Annotated in this window: 16 protein-coding genes; 9 read left to right on the top strand and 7 right to left on the bottom strand. The window is 64.0% G+C overall.

Going from position 1 to position 18552, the window contains the following annotated elements; translation table 11 throughout:
• Positions 1-30: 30 nt before the first annotated feature.
• Positions 31-810, bottom strand: a complete 780-nt coding sequence (locus C4B30_RS01685) for an enoyl-CoA hydratase/isomerase family protein (RefSeq protein ID WP_027786651.1) — start codon at positions 808-810, stop codon at positions 31-33.
• Positions 811-894: 84 nt separating this feature from the next.
• The gene (locus C4B30_RS01680) at positions 895-2550 is read right to left on the bottom strand and encodes a methyl-accepting chemotaxis protein (protein WP_080681427.1); all 1656 of its coding nucleotides are present in this window, start codon (positions 2548-2550) and stop codon (positions 895-897) included.
• Between the two features lie 333 nt (positions 2551-2883).
• On the opposite strand from C4B30_RS01680, the gene C4B30_RS01675 reads away from it, so the two are divergent.
• Genes C4B30_RS01675 through C4B30_RS01665 form a run of 3 tightly spaced genes read left to right on the top strand, consistent with a single transcriptional unit; the run spans position 2884 to position 6963 of the window.
• Positions 2884-3777, top strand: a complete 894-nt coding sequence (locus C4B30_RS01675; protein WP_027786650.1) for an MBL fold metallo-hydrolase — start codon at positions 2884-2886, stop codon at positions 3775-3777.
• A gap of 21 nt (positions 3778-3798) precedes the next feature.
• Positions 3799-5295, top strand: a complete 1497-nt coding sequence (locus tag C4B30_RS01670; protein WP_027786649.1) for an aldehyde dehydrogenase family protein — start codon at positions 3799-3801, stop codon at positions 5293-5295.
• A 3-nt stretch (positions 5296-5298) separates the two neighbouring features.
• Entirely contained in the window at positions 5299-6963 is a 1665-nt protein-coding gene (locus C4B30_RS01665) for a GMC family oxidoreductase (RefSeq protein WP_027786648.1), read from the top strand.
• A gap of 192 nt (positions 6964-7155) precedes the next feature.
• On the opposite strand, the gene C4B30_RS01660 is transcribed toward C4B30_RS01665, so the two are convergent.
• Positions 7156-8400, bottom strand: a complete 1245-nt coding sequence (locus C4B30_RS01660; RefSeq protein WP_027786647.1) for an aromatic ring-hydroxylating oxygenase subunit alpha — start codon at positions 8398-8400, stop codon at positions 7156-7158.
• Positions 8401-8456: 56 nt separating this feature from the next.
• The gene (locus tag C4B30_RS35115) at positions 8457-8600 is read right to left on the bottom strand and encodes a hypothetical protein (protein WP_155257387.1); all 144 of its coding nucleotides are present in this window, start codon (positions 8598-8600) and stop codon (positions 8457-8459) included.
• Between the two features lie 840 nt (positions 8601-9440).
• On the opposite strand from C4B30_RS35115, the gene C4B30_RS01655 reads away from it, so the two are divergent.
• The 3 genes from C4B30_RS01655 (at position 9441) to C4B30_RS01645 (ending at position 13624) form a co-directional block, all read left to right on the top strand.
• Positions 9441-10823: a spinster family MFS transporter gene (locus tag C4B30_RS01655; protein WP_227789672.1), complete on the top strand. Its 1383-nt coding sequence runs from the start codon at positions 9441-9443 to the stop codon at positions 10821-10823.
• A gap of 307 nt (positions 10824-11130) precedes the next feature.
• Entirely contained in the window at positions 11131-13176 is a 2046-nt protein-coding gene (gene tkt, locus C4B30_RS01650) for a transketolase (protein WP_027786645.1), read from the top strand.
• A 133-nt stretch (positions 13177-13309) separates the two neighbouring features.
• Positions 13310-13624 carry a hypothetical protein gene (locus C4B30_RS01645; RefSeq protein WP_027786644.1) on the top strand — a complete coding sequence of 105 codons (315 nt, stop codon included), beginning with the start codon at positions 13310-13312 and terminating at the stop codon, positions 13622-13624.
• 105 nt (positions 13625-13729) lie between these two features.
• Here the strand turns inward: C4B30_RS01645 and C4B30_RS01640 are convergent, their stop codons facing one another.
• The gene (locus C4B30_RS01640; protein WP_027786643.1) at positions 13730-14743 is read right to left on the bottom strand and encodes a hypothetical protein; all 1014 of its coding nucleotides are present in this window, start codon (positions 14741-14743) and stop codon (positions 13730-13732) included.
• Between the two features lie 354 nt (positions 14744-15097).
• Between C4B30_RS01640 and C4B30_RS01635 the strand changes: the two genes are divergently transcribed.
• The 3 genes from C4B30_RS01635 to C4B30_RS01625 all read left to right on the top strand — a co-directional run bounded on the left by C4B30_RS01635 (position 15098) and on the right by C4B30_RS01625 (position 16462).
• Positions 15098-15541, top strand: coding sequence for an Hsp20/alpha crystallin family protein (locus C4B30_RS01635; RefSeq protein WP_027786642.1), 444 nt, complete (start codon positions 15098-15100; stop codon positions 15539-15541).
• A 36-nt stretch (positions 15542-15577) separates the two neighbouring features.
• Positions 15578-16003 carry an Hsp20/alpha crystallin family protein gene (locus C4B30_RS01630; RefSeq protein WP_027786641.1) on the top strand — a complete coding sequence of 142 codons (426 nt, stop codon included), beginning with the start codon at positions 15578-15580 and terminating at the stop codon, positions 16001-16003.
• Positions 16004-16165: 162 nt separating this feature from the next.
• The gene (locus C4B30_RS01625; RefSeq protein WP_027786640.1) at positions 16166-16462 is read left to right on the top strand and encodes a hypothetical protein; all 297 of its coding nucleotides are present in this window, start codon (positions 16166-16168) and stop codon (positions 16460-16462) included.
• A gap of 247 nt (positions 16463-16709) precedes the next feature.
• Here the strand turns inward: C4B30_RS01625 and C4B30_RS01620 are convergent, their stop codons facing one another.
• Both C4B30_RS01620 and C4B30_RS01615 read right to left on the bottom strand, forming a co-directional pair.
• A complete protein-coding gene (locus tag C4B30_RS01620) occupies positions 16710-17708 on the bottom strand; it encodes a transketolase family protein (protein ID WP_027786639.1) in 999 nt (332 codons plus the stop codon).
• Positions 17705-18550, bottom strand: coding sequence for a transketolase (locus C4B30_RS01615; protein ID WP_027786638.1), 846 nt, complete (start codon positions 18548-18550; stop codon positions 17705-17707). The genes C4B30_RS01620 and C4B30_RS01615 overlap by 4 nt, the downstream gene beginning before the upstream one ends.
• Between the last annotated feature and the right edge of the window lie 2 nt (positions 18551-18552).

The raw sequence follows: 18552 nt of genomic DNA, 5'->3' as shown, positions 1-18552 counted from the left end.
GCGCGTGCGTCCCGCGCGGCCGGCCGCCGCTCAACGGCGCTCGCCCTGCGCGAAAGCGTGCACCGACGCCACCAGCGACGGCGATTCGGTCCGGTAACGGTATTGCATCCACCGCTCCATCGACAGCCCGTCGTTGAGCGGCATCTCCAGCGCGCGGCGCGTCATCTGTTTCATCGCCGCGAGCGCATCGGCGTCGGTTCGCGCGATCTCGCGCGCGAGCGCCATCGTCTCGGCGTCGAGGGCGTCACCGCTGACCGCGAGCGCCGCGAGCCCGATCCGCTCAGCCTCGCGGCCCGTCATGCGTCGGCCCGTGATGAGGTAGTACATCGCGCGCGGCAGCCCGATCTTGCGCGGCAGCCGCTGCGAGCCGCCGCCGCTCGGCAGCAGATTGCGCTGCAGATGTGCGTCGCCCAGCTCCGCGTTTTCGTCGACGATCACGATGTCGGACGCCAGCGCCAGCTCGAACCCGCCTGCGACTGCATAACCGTTGACCGACGCGATCACGATCTGCCGCGACGCCTCTATCAACGCGAACGTGTCCTGCATCAGGTCTTGATGCCGCATATGCGCGGCCGGATCGGCGAGCACGCCGCTCGCGAGCCACTTCAGGTCGTTGCCCGCGCAGAACGCGCGGCCGCTACCGCGAATCACGATCACGCGGATATCGCGGCCCGGATCGCCTGCCGTGCGCACGGCGTCGTTCAACGCCGCGAGCGTCGCGCCGTCGAGCGCATTCATCCGCTCGGGGCGATTCAGCGTGACGACGCGGATGCCAGGCGTCGAGTCATCTGTCAGCAACGTGTTCGTCATCTTGTCCCCAGGGTTCGGGCGAGCCGAATTGCGTCGACCGGCGCCGCGCGATCGTTTTGCACGATCGCGACATCGCGTCCACCGTTACATCGCATAGGACTCGCTCGCAGGCACCGGACGTCGCGCGATCGCGGGTGCCCCATCGTATGGTGTATGCAGTACTTCCGGCATCGGCGACGTGTCGGCCTCGCGCACGACGAAATTCGAAATCATCGCGACGAGTTGCTTGCTCTGATCGTCGAGCGACTGCGCCGCGGCGGCGACTTCCTCGACATACGCGGCATTATGCTGCGTCGCCCGGTCCATCTCCGACACGGCCTGGTTGACCTGATCGATGCCGTGCCCCTGCTCCGCCGAGGCCGCTGCGACTTCTTCCATCAAGGCCGTCACACGCGAGATCGCGTGCATGATCTCGGCCATCGACGTGCCCGCGGCGTTCACGAGCTCCACGCCGCCCCTGACGCGTCCGACGGATTCGTGTATCAATTCCCGAATTTCCTTCGATGCCGACGACGAACGCTGAGCGAGCGAACGCACCTCCGACGCGACGACGGCGAAACCGCGCCCCTGCTCGCCTGCACGCGCCGCTTCGACGGCGGCGTTGAGCGCGAGGATGTTGGTCTGGAACGCGATGCTTTCGATGATGCCGACAATTTCGGCGATCCTGCCGGAACTCGCATCGATACTGCCCATCGCCTCGACGACCTGCGAGACCACGCCGTTGCAACGCTCGGCCGACTGCACGGCCTGCACGGCGACTTCCAGCGCCTGCCGAACGTTGTCGGTGTTCTGGCCGACTCGCGACGAGAGTTCCGCCATGCTCGCCGCAGTCTCCTGCAGCGAAGCAGCCTGCATCTCGGTGCGGCGCGACAGATCGAGATCGCCGGCCGAGATCTGCGCGGCCGCCGATGCAATCGAATCCGCGCTCGCCTTGATGCCGTCGATGGCGCCGGACAGATTCGCCTGCATCCGTTTCATCGAATAGAGCAGGCTACCGCAATCGTTCGGCGCGGTCGCGATGACGGCCGTGAAATCGTTGGCCGCGATTCTCCCGGCAATCTCGACCGCATCGGCAGGCTCGCCGCCTATGGTGCGGGCGATGCCGCGATTGAGCACCACGACGATGCCGCTCATCACCAGCGCGATCAGCGCAAAGAGGCCGAAGCTTTGCAGCAGGCTTGCCTGAAACGCGCTGTCGATGTCGTCGACGAACAGACTCGTATTGATGATCCAGTCCCATGGACGGTACGTATCGACATACGCGATTCGCGCAGCGTCGGTCGTCACCCCGGGCGTTTCCTTCGGATAGTCGAAGCGCTGGAACCCGCTGCCGGCTCGCGCGGCCAGTTCGACCTGCTGCTTGACGATGGCAGCAGTCTTCGGATTCAGTTCGCTCAACGGCTTGTTCTGGATCGATGCATCGAACGGGTACATCAACACCACGCCCTTCGAGTTCACAATCGAGAAATAACCGCTACCCGCTTCGCCGTAACGGATGCCGCGAATCACGTCCATCGCCAGCCGTTGCGCTTGTTCGGCGCTCAGCTCGCCCGCATCGACCCGCTTCGCATAGAACTCGGCCGTGGCAAGTGCGATCTGGACGGCATGCACAAGATCGGACTTGCGCTCCTCGAGACGCATCTCGCGATTCCGGTACGCGTCCGTGACCGACAGCAGAATCAGACAGAACAGGCTCAGAACCAACGGCAAGCCGAGCCGCTGCTTGAATGACAATTTCATTGTGGTGGCATCTCCTCGTTGTTATGGCTATGCAGCTCGATCGGGCACGCTTGAACGTCTCGTGCAGCGCATGGGTTTGCGTCGCGGTTGCCCTGCATTAAAGGCCCGTCGCGCGGTGATCCGCAATACGGCGCGCACGTTGTTCCGTGGGTTGGAAGCGCGCGTGTCGCGCGGCATCACGGCTTGCACTTTCGAAGGAAGAAACAACGCGTCGGAAAAACCGCGGAAACGGCGTGTGACATGGTTGAATGGGCGATCGACCGGCGCGCAGCCACGCTGCCGGCGTGCGGTTCAGCGTGCTCCGTCGTGCAACCCACTCCGAGGACAATCACCATGCCGTTGCTGCATACCATTCGCTCGCGGATCGGCCATGCGGAAGTCGTGCAGATCGTCGAGATGGACATCAGCGGGATTCTCGGCGCACTGCTGCCCGAGGCCACGCCCGACGTGATGAAGTCGATTCCGTGGATGAAGCCGCCCTACGTGGACGAAGCACACCGCATGCGTGCCGTCAGCCAGTGCTTCATCGTGCGGATCGGCCAGCGCATCCTGGTGATCGACACCTGCGTCGGCAACGACAAGAACATCGCCGGTTTCGACGCGTTCGCCGATCTGCGGCTCGACTTCCTGGCTACGCTCAAGCAGGCCGGCATCGATCGCCAGGCCGTGACCGACGTGCTGTGCACGCACCTGCATTTCGATCATGTCGGCTGGAACACATACAAGCAGGACGGCCGCTGGCTGCCCACCTTTCCCAACGCGAATTACCACTTCGGCAAGGCGGAATACGCGTTCGCGCAACAGGGCGACGCGAACGACGCGATGTACGACGCGCAGAACATTTCGTTTCACGAATCGGTGCAGCCCGTCGTCGACGCGGGGCTCGCGAACTTCATCGATCGCGATACCGATCTCGGCGACGGCATCTCGGTGTTCGCCACGCCTGGGCACACGATCGGTCATATCGCCGTCGCGATCGATGCGGGTACCGAGCGGTTCATCATCGCCGGCGACGCGATGCATCACCCGGTCCAGATCGCGCGGCCCGAGATGGCGCTGGTGCTGGACTACGACCACGCGCAATCGGCGACCACGCGGCATACGCTGCTGTCGCGCCTCGGTGGAAGCGCCACGCTGTTTACCTGCACGCATTTCTGCTCGCCGTCGTTCGGGCTGGTCAGCCAGGACGCCGACGGCAACTACGTGTTCACCGGCGTACCGAAGTAAACCCCTTACTTGCACGAATCCATGCTCAGTCTCGTTTCCCGGCTCGATGCGCTGAACGTCAACCCCGGCCGCCTGTTCATCGACGGCCAATGGCTCGACTGGCCCGATGCGCGTTTCGACCAGATCAATCCCTGCACGAACGAAGTCATGACGAGCTTCGCCGAGGCCGGCACGCGCGGTGTCGCGCTCGCGGTGGCAGCGGCACGCAAGGCGTTCGACGAAGGCCCGTGGCCGCGCATGCGCGCGCAGGAACGCAAGCGCCTGCTGCAACCCATCGTCGAGCGGCTCTATGCGGCCGAGGACGAAATCGCCCGATTGCAGACGCTCGACAACGGCATTCCGTACACGTTCAGCCGCAACTCGCGCGTGTCGGCAAAAGCCGCCGCCGACATCTTCGACCATTTCCTCGGCTGGATCGACAAGATCAACGGCGACACGCTGCCGATCTTCTCCGCCGCGTCGAACATGCAGTACATGACGTTTCGCGACCCGGTCGGCGTCGTCGCGGCGATCCTGCCGTACAACGGCCCCGTGATGACGTTCGCGATGAAGGTGGCGCCGGCGCTGGCCTGCGGCTGTACCGTCGTCGTGAAGCCGTCGGAACTCACCAACCTCGCCGTGAGCCGGCTCGCGCAGATCCTGGCCGACAGCGATCTGCCGCCCGGCGTCTTCAACCTCGTGACCGGCGCCACCGAAACGGGCACCGCGCTCACGTCCCATCCCGGGATCGACAAGGTGACATTCACCGGCAGCCCGCTCGTCGGCGAACGCATTACGGTAGCGAGCGCGCCGACTATGAAGCGCCTGTCGCTGGAACTCGGCGGCAAGAGTGCGGCGCTGGTCTTTCCCGACACGCGCAGCGTGCCGGCCACGGCGCAGGCGCTCATGGGGCTGTGTTCCACCTTCCTGTCGGGGCAGGTCTGCACCACGCCGTCGCGCGCGATCGTGCATCGGTCAATCATGGACGAGTTTCTGCATCACGCGCAGGCGCAACTCGCGAAGGTGCGGTTCGGCGATCCGTTCGACGCCATCACCACGTCCGCGCCGATGATCTCCCGGCGTCACCAGTCGCGCGTGCTCGAATACGTCGAAACCGGCCGTGCGCAAGGCGCGACGCTGCTGGCGGGCGGCGGTGTGCCGGGCGGCGCGCTCGGCATCGGCAACTGGGTAGAGCCGGCGCTCTTTGCAAACGTGCGCAACGACATGCGGATTGCGCAAGAGGAAATCTTCGGCCCCGTGCTGTCTGTGATTCCTTTCGATACGGAAGAAGAAGCGATACGCATCGCGAACGGCAGCGAATACGGCCTGGCCGGCTGCGTATATACGACGGACGTCAGCCGTGCCTTTCGCGTCGCTCGCGCGGTCAAGAGCGGCGCGATCGGCGTCAACGGCTTCGCCAGCATTCCGAACGCGCCGTTCGGCGGCATCAAGCGCTCGGGCGTCGGCCGCGAAGGCGGCTGGTCGACGATCGAGGCGTTCACCGAACTGAAGACCATCAATTTCAATCTGGATGCCTGACCCATGAGCGAAACCTTCGACTACGTGGTCGTCGGCGCCGGCAGCGGCGGCAGCGTCGTGGCCGCGCGGCTCGCCGAAGCCGGCCATACCGTGTGCGTGCTGGAAGCCGGCCCGCCCGATACCAACCCGTTCATCCACATTCCGGCCGGCTACATCAAGAACCTCTTCAACGACCGGCTCGTGTGGCGCTTTCGCAGCGAGCCGATCGCTGGCACTGCTGGGCGCACGATCGAACTGACGCAGGGCAAGGTCGTGGGCGGATCGGGTTCGATCAACGGCATGGTCTACAACCGCGGGCAACATGCCGACTTCGACGGCTGGGCCGCGCTCGGCAATCCGGGCTGGTCCTACGACGACGTGTTGCCCTACTTCAAGAAGGCCGAGACGCGTATCGGGCCCGGTGACGACCGCTACCGCGGCCGCAGCGGGCCGCTGATCGTCACCGACCCGATCATGCCGGCGCTGCTGTGCGAGCTGTTCGTCGAAGCGGTCAAGAGCTTCGGCTATCCGTACGTGGCCGACTCGAACGCCGAAGCGCAGGACGGCGTCGGGCCGTGGCATTTCATGATCGACACGCGCGGCCGCTTGCCGCGACGCTGGAGCGCCGCACGGGCGTACTTGCATCCGGCCATCAGAAGCGGACGCGTGGCGCTACGGACCGACAGCCCCGCCACCAGCGTGCTGCTGGACGGCCGGCGCGCGACCGGCGTGCGATACCGGGCGGGTGGCATCGGCGCCCCGGAGCGCGAGGTGCGCGCCAGTCGCGAGGTGATCGTCTCGGCGGGCGCGCTGAACACGCCACGCCTGCTGCAGATCTCCGGCATCGGCGACGATGCGCATCTGCGCACCATCGGCGTGCAGACGCAGATCGATCTGCCCGGCGTCGGCGCGAACCTGGTCGATCACTTCAACCTGCGCGTGGCCGTCAAGGTCAAGGACGTCCCCACCCTCAACGAGCGCGGGCGCGGCCTGCCGCTGGCCCGCGAGATCGCGCGCTACTTCCTCGGCCGGCCGAGCATCCTGAGCATGGGCCCGGTGCCGATGCGCTTTTTCTTCCGCTCGGAGCCGTCGTTGGCGCGCCCCGACCTGCAGGTATCGTTCACGCCCGGCAGCTATCAGGAAGGTCTGCCCGGCCTGCTCGATCGCTACCCGGGCATGACGCTGGGCGGCCACAAGCAGCGGCCCGACAGCCGCGGCTGGGTCAAGGCGCGCTCCCCAAACATCGACGTGCTACCCGAGGTGCAGCCGAACTACCTGACCGACGAATCGGACCAGCGTGCGATGGTGGCCGTCGTCAAGATGGCGCGCGCCGTGCTACAGGCCAGGCCGTTCGCGCCGTACTACGTCGACGAGATGTTCCCCGGCAAGGACGTCCGGACCGACGACGAGATCCTCGCGTTCGCGCGCCAGCGCGGCGGCACCGTCTATCACCACAACGGCACCGCGCGTATGGGGCCCGACAGCGATCCGATGGCGGTGGTCGATGCGCGGCTGCGCGTGCGCGGCGTGCAGGGGCTGCGCATCGCCGACGCGTCCGTGATGCCGTTGCCGATCTCCGGTGCGACCAATGCGGCGACGATCATGATCGGCGAGAAGGCCGCCGCGATGCTGGTCGAGGATGCGAAGGCGGACAGCGTCCCGAGCGCGCGGTTGTTCGATACCGCTTGATTGCGGCAGGCGCCCGGCAAGCTCGGGCATCTGCGCGACGTGCCGATCTCACCGCCCGTCGAAACGGGCGTCGAACGATTTCGGCTAACGTGTGGGGGGGCACCGGAGGAACGACGCTGCGCGGCCCCACCCGATCGATACGTCCGTGATCGTCGCCACCATTTCGGCAGCGTCCGATCGCGGACTTCTCCACTACGCGATCGCGTCCTTCACGGTCGACGCCGACGACCACCGGACGACCTGCTCGAGCCCGTGTCGGCACAGGAGCTCGCTCTCGTTGAAATAAACGAACGGTTTGGCGCCCGTCTCCATGCCGGTCTGCATCGATTCGATGTTGCCGAGATCCTCGAGCATGCCGTCGGAGATGTGCGACGTGAAATGCTCGAGCTGCAGGCGCTCGCGCACGCTCTTCGGTTTCTTGTTGTAGAAGCGCGCCTCCCAGATCGTCGTATTCACCGACGTCGGCCAGAATTCATGTGTCCAGAACTGGTTCGCCGAGACCTGCAGATGCCAGTTGGGAAAGAACCAGTTCACGTCCTGCGACCAGTTCGGATGCCGATCGGGGTTCACGCCGCGATGCTCCGTGAGCGGATTGGCCTGCGCGACGTTGCGCGTGCCGGTCACCGTTTCGCCCGCCGAAAACAGCCAGCGCGCTACCTTCGCCTTCTCCGGCACCGCGACGTTCTGGTTCAGCCAAAGCGAGAACGAGCGATGGGCGCCGCGCAGGTTCGCGCTCAGGGGCCGCCCGAACGGATTCTCCCTGCCGGTGTAGATGGGCGCGAACGTCTTCGGGTGGATCGACGCGATGTGATACACCTCGCTGAAGTTCTCGGCCACCGCCTTCCAGTTCGCCTTGAATTCGCCGCGCAGCACGATCGTGTTGTCGGCGTTCGGATAGTCGATGCCAGACAGCGCTTCCGCCATCGGACCGAGAAACTCGGCGAGGCTCACCTCCGGCGCGGGCGCCATGTTGATGAAGATCCAGCCGTCCCACACGTCGAGTGCGACGGGTGTGAGCCCGCATTTCTTCCGGTCGAGATGGAAGAAACCGGCTTCGTCGGGCACGTTCGCCAACTCGCCCGCGTTGCCGTATCCCCAGCTGTGATAACGGCAGACGAAACGCTTGGCGTTACCGCTCGGGCGGTGCTCCACGATGTTCGCGCGATGCGCACACACGTTGTGAAACGCGCGGACGTTGCCGTCCTCCGAACGCGCGACGATCACGGACGCCTTCGCAACCGCAAGATCCTTCACGAAGAAATCGCCCGGCTTCGGGATCCGCTCGACACGGCCCACCATCAGCCACGCACGGCGGAAGATTCGTTCGCGTTCGATTTCGTATTGTTCCGGATCCGTGTACAGCGTGGTCGGCATCGGCTTCGTCGACAGGCCGACGGATTCGGTCAAGCTCGGTTTGAGTTCGCCAGGGTGATTCATGCCAGCTCCTTAAAAGGGTTTGGGTGCGGGATTCGAATCAAATCGACGTGGCGCGCTCAACCGTGCGGCTGAAAGCCGGTAGTGATCGTCAATGCGTGAACCGGCGGCGCATGCCTGATGCCCGACGTCTCGTGCATCTCGACTGCGATCGCGGCGTGGCACATCGCGAGCAGCAAGCGAAACAGGTTCTGCTCCGGCATTGGCATGTCGTCGAGCGGAAACTGCTCGAGATGGACAGTCGCCTCCGCGCGGACATCGCTTCGTAAAACGCCACAATCTCCGCGTACGGCGTGGCCGCCCGATTGATCCAGCGCGCGTGCGACGTCGGCGCATTCCAGCGATCGAGAAACGGTTCGAGGGATTCGAAGCCTATGGGCAAACGCTTCGAATCGCGTGATTCATCGTCAGTCATCGTGCTCCTCCAATTTGAAACGCAACACCCGAGCCCGAAATGAGCTGCAGCGCATCGCGTCATCTCAAAGCGTCATGCGTACCCTCGCGACATCAGCACCCAGATGTCCGCGCGCCATCTTTCCGGCTTCGACCTGGGGTGCCATCGGCTTCGCACGCCACCAGAAACGTTTCGCATTCCGTACTTCAAAATACATGGCGATATCCGAGCTGATTCGGCCTGTTCGAGGTCCGCGCATTTATCTAACTAACGATAGCTTGATTACAAGAATGCGTGCGCTCCATCCGGTCAAACCCCTATGCGAATGCCTGTTTCAGGAGGATTGGGACGAGCTTGCCAAGCAACAACAAGCCCGACGACGCTACGTGCGAAGTTCGCGTGGCAGCTCAGGTGTCGTGGCAACCGTGCTTAGTGGATAACACTCATGGCGAATCACTTTGGGGCACGCCAAACTAACTAACAATTGTTCGATTAAATGCGATGTGCCGGTGGAACCGCCGATGCGCCGCACCGAAATCAAGATTGCACGGATGCGAATGACCCGACGGGCGCGCATTCAGCCTATCGGCTCGACACCAACCCTTCACATGAATCCATCGACCGCATTGGAGATAAGATGAGGAATGCCATGAATGACGTACCACCCATCGACGGCGTGGATGAAGCACCAACGGGACAATCGTCGCCAAGAGTGGTCCACGACAGTCTTCGGTCGTGGTACATCCTGGTCATCGTCACGCTGGCATATTCGCTTGCGTACATCGACCGCCAGCTTCTCAATCTGCTCGTCGATCCGATCCGGCATTCGCTTGGTATCTCCGACACGCAACTCAGCCTCGTGCAAGGGGTCGCATTCATTTCCGCGTACCTGATCGCATCACCGCTATTCGGTCGACTCGTCGACGTAACCAACCGGCGCAACATCCTGCTGGTCGGCATTTGCCTATGGTGCATTTTTACGGCGCTGTGCGGCAAGGCCACGACGTTCCAGGGCCTGTTCCTGGCGCGCTTTGGCGTCGGGGCTAGTGAAGCATGCGTGTTCCCGATCGCGTTGTCGCTGATTGCCGACTGCTTTTCGGCGAAGCAGATGCCGCGCGCGATGAGCGTGTTCATTCTCGGCCCGATGCTTGGCGGTGGACTCTCTCTCGTCGCCGGCGGCCTCGTCATCTCGTTCACCCGCAACGTTCGCCAGCAATTACCAGCGCTCGCCGGATTCGAGACCTGGCAACTGGCATTCGTGTTGATCGGGCTTCCAGGCATGCTGTTTGCGTTGCTCGTGTGGCTGACCGTGCGCGAGCCCATGCGCAGCAAGGTCGTCAGCGGTAGCGCGGACGACCGCCAGTTCTCGACCCGCGAATCCGCCGCATTTCTTTGGGCTCGGCGCGGGTTCTACGCACGCATATTGCTCGGCGTCGGCATGCTCGCCATTGTCGTGCTGGGCATGCCCGCGTGGATGCCGACCTACCTGATCCGTTCGCACGGCATGCCCGCTGCGCTGGTCGGATTTCGTTTCGGCGCGCTGGTGGTCTGCTGCGGAATTGCGGGGGCACTGTCGGGCCCCTGGGTGGTGCGCCGCTTCGAACAGCGCGGCTATGAGGACGCACCGTTGCGCGCGGCAGCGTTCGCGATGATCCCGATGTTGCTGTGCTGCGCGAGTATCCCGTTTGTGCCTGATGCAACGGGTACGCTGGTCGCAGCCGGCGGCACCGTGTTTTTCTTTACGCTGCCGACGGGGTGCATGGCCGCGGCTCTGCAACTCGTCGCGCCCAGCCGCATGCGCGGCACCGTCGGGGCGCTCTACTCGTTCTTCGCGCAGTTGATCGGTTTTGGGCTCGGACCTACGCTGATCGCAGTCTTCACCGACCGTGTGTTCGGCAATCCGAAGATGGTCGGTGGCTCGATCGGGATCATCTGTACGATCGCGTCCGCTCTCGCTGCGTGGCTGCTGTTCGGCGCACTGCCTCATTATCGTCGTCTGCTCGCGGAGGAGCGTGGCACGCATATAGGTTGACGTGGATTTGGACGAGACCAGTAAGCGCGCGACCAACGTTGCGCGCCATCGATACACGATTTCAATGCGGATGGGCATGCCGCGCGCACCGTACTAAACGCGGTGGCGGGTCGGGTGCCATGTACGAGACCGAACCCGGTCGGGCTCTCGTCGAGTCACTCGCGTCGGAACACGATTCGCACATTACATAAATAGTATTTGTTAATTTAAAAGGGTCGAATCTTTACACCCCATAACCTCGCCACCGCCGACAAGGTATGCATATTGCACCGTAGCCTCATCTTTCCTCGCCAACATAGGAGAACCGATGAGCGATCCCACCACAAATTCCGGCACGACTGCGAAATCGGTGCCGTCCCCACGAGACCCACATCTTCGCGCGCTGGCGAACTGTATCTGCTTCCTCACGATGGATGCAGTCCAGAAAGCCAACAGCGGTCATCCCGGTGCGCCAATGGGATTGGCTGACGTCGCGACCGTCCTGTTCAAGGAGTTCATCCAATTCGATGCATCGGACCCCCACTGGATCGATCGAGACCGGTTGGTACTTTCCAACGGCCACGCGTCGATGCTCCTCTACAGCCTCCTCTATCTCACCGGCTATTCCGACATGACCCTGGACGAGCTCAAGCGGTTCCGGCAAGTCGGCAGCAAGACACCCGGTCATCCGGAGTACTCGCATGCCGATGGCATCGAACTGACTACCGGTCCCCTCGGACAAGGCATCGCGGACTCCGTCGGCATGGCGTTGGCCGAACGCGTGATGAATGCGAACTTCGGCGATGATCTCGTCGATCACTACACATACGTATTTCTCGGTGACGGTTGCCTGATGGAGGGCATCAGCCACGAGGCCATTTCGTTGGCCGGCCACCTCCGGTTGGGCAGACTGATCGCGTTCTGGGACAACAATTCGATTTCCATCGACGGGGCCACCAAGCTCGCTGTCTCGGACAACGAAATCGAGCGCTTTCACTCGGCTGGATGGCACGTCCTGGAAATCGACGGCCACGATACGGATGCGATACGGCGTGCTATCGAGACCGCTCGGACAACGAATGACAGACCGACCTTGATCGCATGCAGGACGATCATCGGTTTCGGCTTTCCGACGAAGGCTGGAACCGAGAAAGCCCATAGCGACGCGCCGGGCGAGGATGAAATCGCGGGCGCACGACAGACCCTCGACTGGCATTCACCGCCGTTCGAAATCCCGGATGACCTGCTGAAAGCATGGCGGGAGGTCGGGGCGCGCGGCCGCGACGCAAGACTCGCGTGGGAAGAGCGTGTCCGCCGGGCACCGCAGGCGCTGCGTACCGAATTCGAGCGGCGCAATGCGGGCAAGCTTCCCGATGACTGGAAGCAGGCCATTGCCGCGGCACGGCAGGCTTTTATTGCCAGTGGTCGTGAAATGGCCACCCGCAAGGCCAGCGGCGAAGTGCTTGACCGTCTCTTCGACGTGATTCCGGAATTGCTCGGCGGCTCGGCGGACCTTACGGTGTCCAACAATACGAAGACAAAAAATCAAATCGCAATCGAGCCTGGCCGGTTCAAAGGTTCATACCTTCACTACGGCGTCCGCGAACACGGCATGGCCGCGGCCATGAACGGCATTGCCCTTCATGGAGGCCTCATTCCGTACGGTGGCACCTTCCTTTGTTTTTCGGACTACTGTCGACCGGCGATCCGGTTAAGCGCGATGATGCGGGTGCGATCCATCTTCGTGATGACGCACGATTCCATCGGTCTCGGCGAAGATGGCCCGACTCATCAACCCGTTGAACATCTTGCCGCCCTTCGGGCCATTCCCCAACTCGCCGTCTATCGGCCGGCCGATCCAGTCGAAACGGCAGAGTGCTGGGAACTGATTCTCGAACAGCCCCGCAGGGCTGCCCTCCTCGCATTGTCACGACAGCCGGTCCCGCTCCTGCGCAACGAGCCTGGAAACGAAAACAAGTCGGCACGGGGTGCCTATATTTTGCGGGAGGCCGATGGCGGACCGCGCCAACTCACGCTGCTCGCGACAGGTTCGGAGGTCGACCTCGCCGTCCAGGCACGCGACGTCCTGCAGCACGAAGGCGTGCCGACGGCCGTTGTATCGATGCCGTGCCGCCTGCTCTTCGAGGAGCAGCCACGCGATTACCAACGGGCCGTGCTGGGCACCTCTCCCGCGAGAGTCGCGGTCGAGGCGGCGGTCGAACTGGGATGGGAGCGGTACATCGGTCCGGAAGGCCGGTTCGTCGGAATGCACAGTTTCGGCGAGTCCGGGAAAATCAAAGACGTGTACGACAAGTTTGACATTACGGTAGATGCGGTTGTTCGCGCGGCGCACCAGGTGTTATCCGAAGTGTGACATTGCTGCGATCCGCTCGGGATGCGATGACCTCGCAGGGCTCGTGGATGTGCTTGGAGAAGTGGGCGGCCCCGATTTTTCGGTGGATTCTCGCGTAGCGTTAGAATAGCGCCCCTTCTCATGGGAGACGAAAATGTCCTGGTTCGTATACGAAGTGCCCGAATACCACGAAGACGCTGCGCGCATCGAGCCCTTCAGCGACCTGCGCAGCCGTGTGCTGCAAGTCAGTGGCGCGGCCATGGCCGATGAACTGGAAAGCGTTCGCGAGAACGCCGCGGCAACGGCGGACACTCCCGATCGTCCCCTGCGCACTCCGGAAAATCCGCATGTCTTTCCGATTCCTTACGCCGACTCCATGATCCTGGTCGGGTTCATCTTCGATTTGAAACGCGAATTCCGGCAACTGGTCGTGTCGCCCGTGGAAATGCCCTGGTTGAACGACGCGTAAAAGCTGGCCCCAGCGGAAGCCGACGGAAAAAGTCGAGCGTGCTCGCGAGCCAGTTCGAATAGTCAGCGCGCTCGACAGAATGACCCGGCGCACCAGAACGAGTGCCTAGAAATTGCGCGCCACGCCGACCATGAACATGTCCTGGTCCTTGTCGTTGCCGGTTGCGACGCGATTGAAGCGCAAGCTTGCCGCCCAATCGTTCGTGACCTGATAGGTTACTTGCGCGCTGAGCAACGCATTGAGTCGCGTCTTGCCCGAGGTCTCGTCCCGATCCCGCGAGAGATACGGACCGACGCCTGCCGACAGCGTCCATTTGCTCTTGATCGGCGCGACGTACCAGAATTGCGCGGCCACGCCTCGTCGGCCGGCAACGCCATTGTTGCCTTCGTAGACGAAGCTCGCCGAATAAGCCCACGCATTGCCGAGCGGCCGCTTGACTTCGACCATGTATCCCTTTTCGATCGGCACTTGAGGACGGTTCGTCTGCGACGTCCCGGCCCAGACGCTGACCTGCGTCTTGCCGTCCGAAAACGCCGGGCGAGGATCGCCGCCGAAATCCGAGCCGATGCCGAAGAGCACGGCGTCGGAATTGAATCCGCCAATCATCTGGACGTGGTTGTACTGCACCTTGAGGAAGAAGCGCTTGGGCACGACGTAATACCGCACCGCCGCCGACGCACGCACACCCCAGCGCTTTTCATTGCGTGCCCGGTCGTCGACATGTGTCGTGTCCATGCTGAAATACGGGCCCGCCGAAAATTCGAGCGCCAGACGACTGCCGACCGGCCAACGAAACGAACCCAGGGCAGCGAAGCCGTCGCGATGATGATCCGCCGGATGCCCTTCGTTCAAGTATGCAAGGTAGACCGACAGGTAATCGTTCAAGACGTCGCCGAAGCCGACTTCGTACGCACGCCAATGCATATCGCCACCCTCGGTCGCGCGCCCGTCGCCATACACCGCATAGGCGTTGAGCGTTCGCTCAGATGATTTGAGCCCGCCCGGCGGGCTCGAAGGATCGTCCTCGGCGTGCGCGGGTACCGGGCACGCCAGCATGGTCAGACCGGCGATCGAGCTGGCGAGGACCCAGCGCGAACGGATGCGACGGCAGTCTTCCATTTGGACACCCTCCTCACCTTGGTAACCGCGATTTGCCGGAAAGGTTGATAGCGATTATAGGCGGCGCCCGGTCGGACGGCTGACGTGCACCGCATGCCGACATCGGGCGATCAGGCGGCGGCCCTCACGGCGCGGCCGCGACCCGCCACTTGCCCGCCGGAATCGGGGAACGACCGGTGAGCCGTCGCCCCCCTTGAAATTCACGCGGCGTATCCTATTTTAGGTATCGCTCAAGGCAGTCGCGGCTTACGCGCTGCGTGTTTCGATTTGTTAGTCAGCGACCCTCTCGCGGATGGACGAACTGGAGCGCGTGGTCCGGTACGTCCCCCGCAGGGGGCACAACAGGAGCGAGTCATGAGCGATATCTTCTTCCCCTCCGATCTGCTGGCGGAATTCGACCGCCTGCAACGGCAGATGGCCGGTATGTTCACGGGCTTGCCGGCCAGTCTGCGCGCCCCGCGGCCCGGTGCGTTTCCACCGGTCAATATCGGCAGTACCGACGACACGGTGGAGATCGTCGCCTTCGCGCCGGGTCTCGACCCCGCCAGGATCGACATCTCCGTCGATCGCCGGCTACTGTCGATCAGCGGCGAGCGCACACCGCCGGACGATGGCACGACCGACGACGAGCGGCGCGTCTACGCGAACGAACGTTTCATGGGCGCATTCCGCCGCGTGATCGAACTGCCGCAACATGCGGACCCCGACAAGATCGAGGCCCGCTATACGAACGGCTGCCTGACGATCAGCATCGGCAAGTCGGAAGCATCGAAGCCGCGCGCGATTGCGGTCCAGTAAGCAGCACGACGTCACGAACGCATGACGGAGGACATCATGAGTGACACCAATACGACCGAACTGACGACCCGTGCGGCCGACACTCGAACGGCCGTGACGAACCGTGAAGCGGCTCAGCACGACACGCCGCGCACGCGTATTGCGCCGGCCGTCGACATCGTCGAGGATGCGCACGGCATCACGTTGTACGCGGACCTGCCGGGCGTGCCGCGCGAGAAGCTCGACGTCCGCGTGCACGACGGCAGCCTTGCCATCGAAGCGGAGGCCGTCGTTCCGACGCCAGCGGGATTGCGCCTGCAGCACGGCGAAGTGCAGCATCCGCACTTCTCGCGCGCATTCACGCTCAGCCCGGATTTCGACGTGTCGCGCATCGACGCGCAACTGCGCGACGGCGTGTTGAAACTGAGCATCCCGCGGCGCGAGGAAGCGAAACCGCGGCGGATCGAGGTGATGGCGGGGTAAACGGACGCGCCGGGCGCGTTTCATCGACCCGGCGCGGTCCGCGTCGCTTGCGCCGCTTCGACCGCCGGGTGCGGGCACCCGCGCTTACGGTCGCGGCGTGAAGTACCGGCACCGCGCAAGCGAGTCGTCGCACATGTCGTATTTCCATGCAGGAGGCATCCGATGCAGATCAACAGGACGATCGAACATGGCGGATATACGGTCCGGGCCGTGGTGACCGACACGGAGACGGGCCGCTATTCGGCGACGGCGATCCTCATGGATCGCGACGGTGAAAGCCGGGCGCTCGGCGTCGACGGCGACTTCGCCGATACCCGCGAAGCATGCGACCAGGCGCTCGAACTCGGGCTCGCATGGATCCAGCGACGGTCGGTCGTGTCGGACCGGTATGTGAGACGAAATCGAGCCGGGCCGAGCCGCGATTTGGACAAGGTACCGCGCGCACGACGACAAGCCTGACGCACGTTGCGCTTGCCATCGGCGACGGCCCGGCTGCCACGCCGGCGAACAGGTTTGCCGCGGGGTTACCGTGCGCGGGTAGCCGGGTCACTCACCGACGCTCAAACCGCCAGGCACCGGCATTTGACGGTCCGATGGTCGCCGATGCCGGCGTGCGCCCCGCCGCGGCCGAACCCCGACCGCTTCGCATCGCCGACCGGCGAGATCTCGTTTCGCATCGACACGCGGGTGTCGAACGATCGCCCGATCATCCGAGCCAAGACTTGATGTTCGCGCCCATCGCGCCAGCCGAGATCCCGTACCGCTCGTGCAACGTCGGCAGCGCGCCCGCGGCGAGGTATGCATCCGGCAGTGCGATCTGCCGGAACGGGACCGCGACGCCGGCGCCGAGCAACGCGGTCGCGACCGCTTCGCCGAGGCCGCCGATCACCGTATGGTTCTCGGCGACGATGACCATGCGCCCCCTGCGCGCGGCCTCGCGGACGATGGTCGCCGTATCGAGCGGCTTGATCGTCGGTACGTGCAGCACGGCGACATCGACGCGATCGCCCTGAAGCGCCTTCGCTACCTCGAGCGCGCGCATCGTCATGATCCCGGACGAGATCAGCAGCACGTCGTTGCCGTCGCGCAGCAGCTTGGCCTTGCCGAGTTCGAAACGGTAATCGTATTCGTCGAGCACGGCCGGCACGTTGCCACGCAGCAGGCGGGCGTACACCGGCCCCTTGTGCGCGGCGATGGCCGGCACCATCTGTTCGATGTCCAGCGCGTCGCACGGATCGATCACGGTCATGTTCGGCATCGCGCGCATCAGCGCCAGATCCTCGGCGGCCTGGTGGCTCGGCCCGTAGCCGGTCGTGAGCCCCGGCAATGCGCACACCAGCTTCACGTCGAGATTGTCCTCGGCAATCGCCTGATGAATGAAGTCGTACGCCCGGCGCGTCGCAAACACCGCATAGGTGGTGACGAACGGCTGCGCGCCTTCGTGCGCGAACCCGGCGGCGGCCCCCATCAGTAGTTGCTCGGCCATGCCCATCTGGTAGTAACGTTCGGGGAAGGCCTTCGCGAAGATGTGCAGGTCGGTGTACTTGCCGAGATCGGCCGTCATCCCGATCACGTTGTCGTTCGTGCGGGCGAGTTCGGTCAGCGCATGGCCGAACGGCGCAGCGCGGGTCGCCTGCCCTTCCGCCGCGATGGACGCGATCATCGCCGACGTCTTCAGACGCGGCTTGTTGTCGACGGTGCTCATGCCTGTCTCCCTGCTTCGAGTGCGTCGAGCGCGAGTTGCCACTCGTGCGCATCGACGCGGATGAAATGGCTCTTCTCGCGTGCCTCGAGGAACGGCACGCCGCACCCCATCTTCGTGTCGCAGACGATGATGCGCGGCTGCGGCGCGCCATGCCGGCGCGCCTGGTCGAACGCACGCTTCACCGCGTCGATGTCGTTGCCGTCCACGCGTTGCACGTACCAGCCGAACGCCTCGAGCTTGTCGACCAGCGGCTCGAACGCCATGACCTGGGTCGACGGGCCGTCGGCCTGCTGGTTGTTCACGTCGACGATCGCGATCAGGTTGTCGAGCCGCCAGTGCGCGGCCGACATCAGCCCTTCCCAGATGGCTCCTTCGTCCAGCTCGCCGTCCGAGAACAGCGTGTAGACGAACGCATCCGAGCCCTTGCGCTTCAGGCCGAGACAACGGCCGACCGCGATCGTCAGGCCCTGCCCGAGCGAGCCGCCGGACATTTCCATGCCGGGCGTATAGCTCGCCATGCCGGACATCGGCAAACGGCTGTCGTCGCTGCCATAGGTCTCGAGTTCCGCGGCCGGCAGGATGCCGGCTTCGAACAGCGCCGCGTACAGCGCGATCGCATAGTGCCCGTTGGACAGCAGGAAGCGGTCGCGCCCTTCCCATTCGGGATCGTCGGCGCGATAGCGCATCGCGCCGAAATACGCGACGGCCAGCACGTCGGCGATGTCGAGCGCCTGGCCGACATAGCCCTGCCCCTGCACTTCGCCCATCAGCACGGCGTTTCTACGGATGCGGTACGCGCGCTCGGCGAGCGTGGCCGCTTCATGGATGGTTTCGTTGTCCATCG

It is taken from the genome of Burkholderia sp. BE12 (genome assembly GCF_002959955.1).
Lineage (GTDB): Bacteria > Pseudomonadota > Gammaproteobacteria > Burkholderiales > Burkholderiaceae > Burkholderia.
The sequence above is the reverse complement of the archived record's forward strand: the minus strand, read 5'-3'. Positions and strand labels throughout refer to the sequence as shown.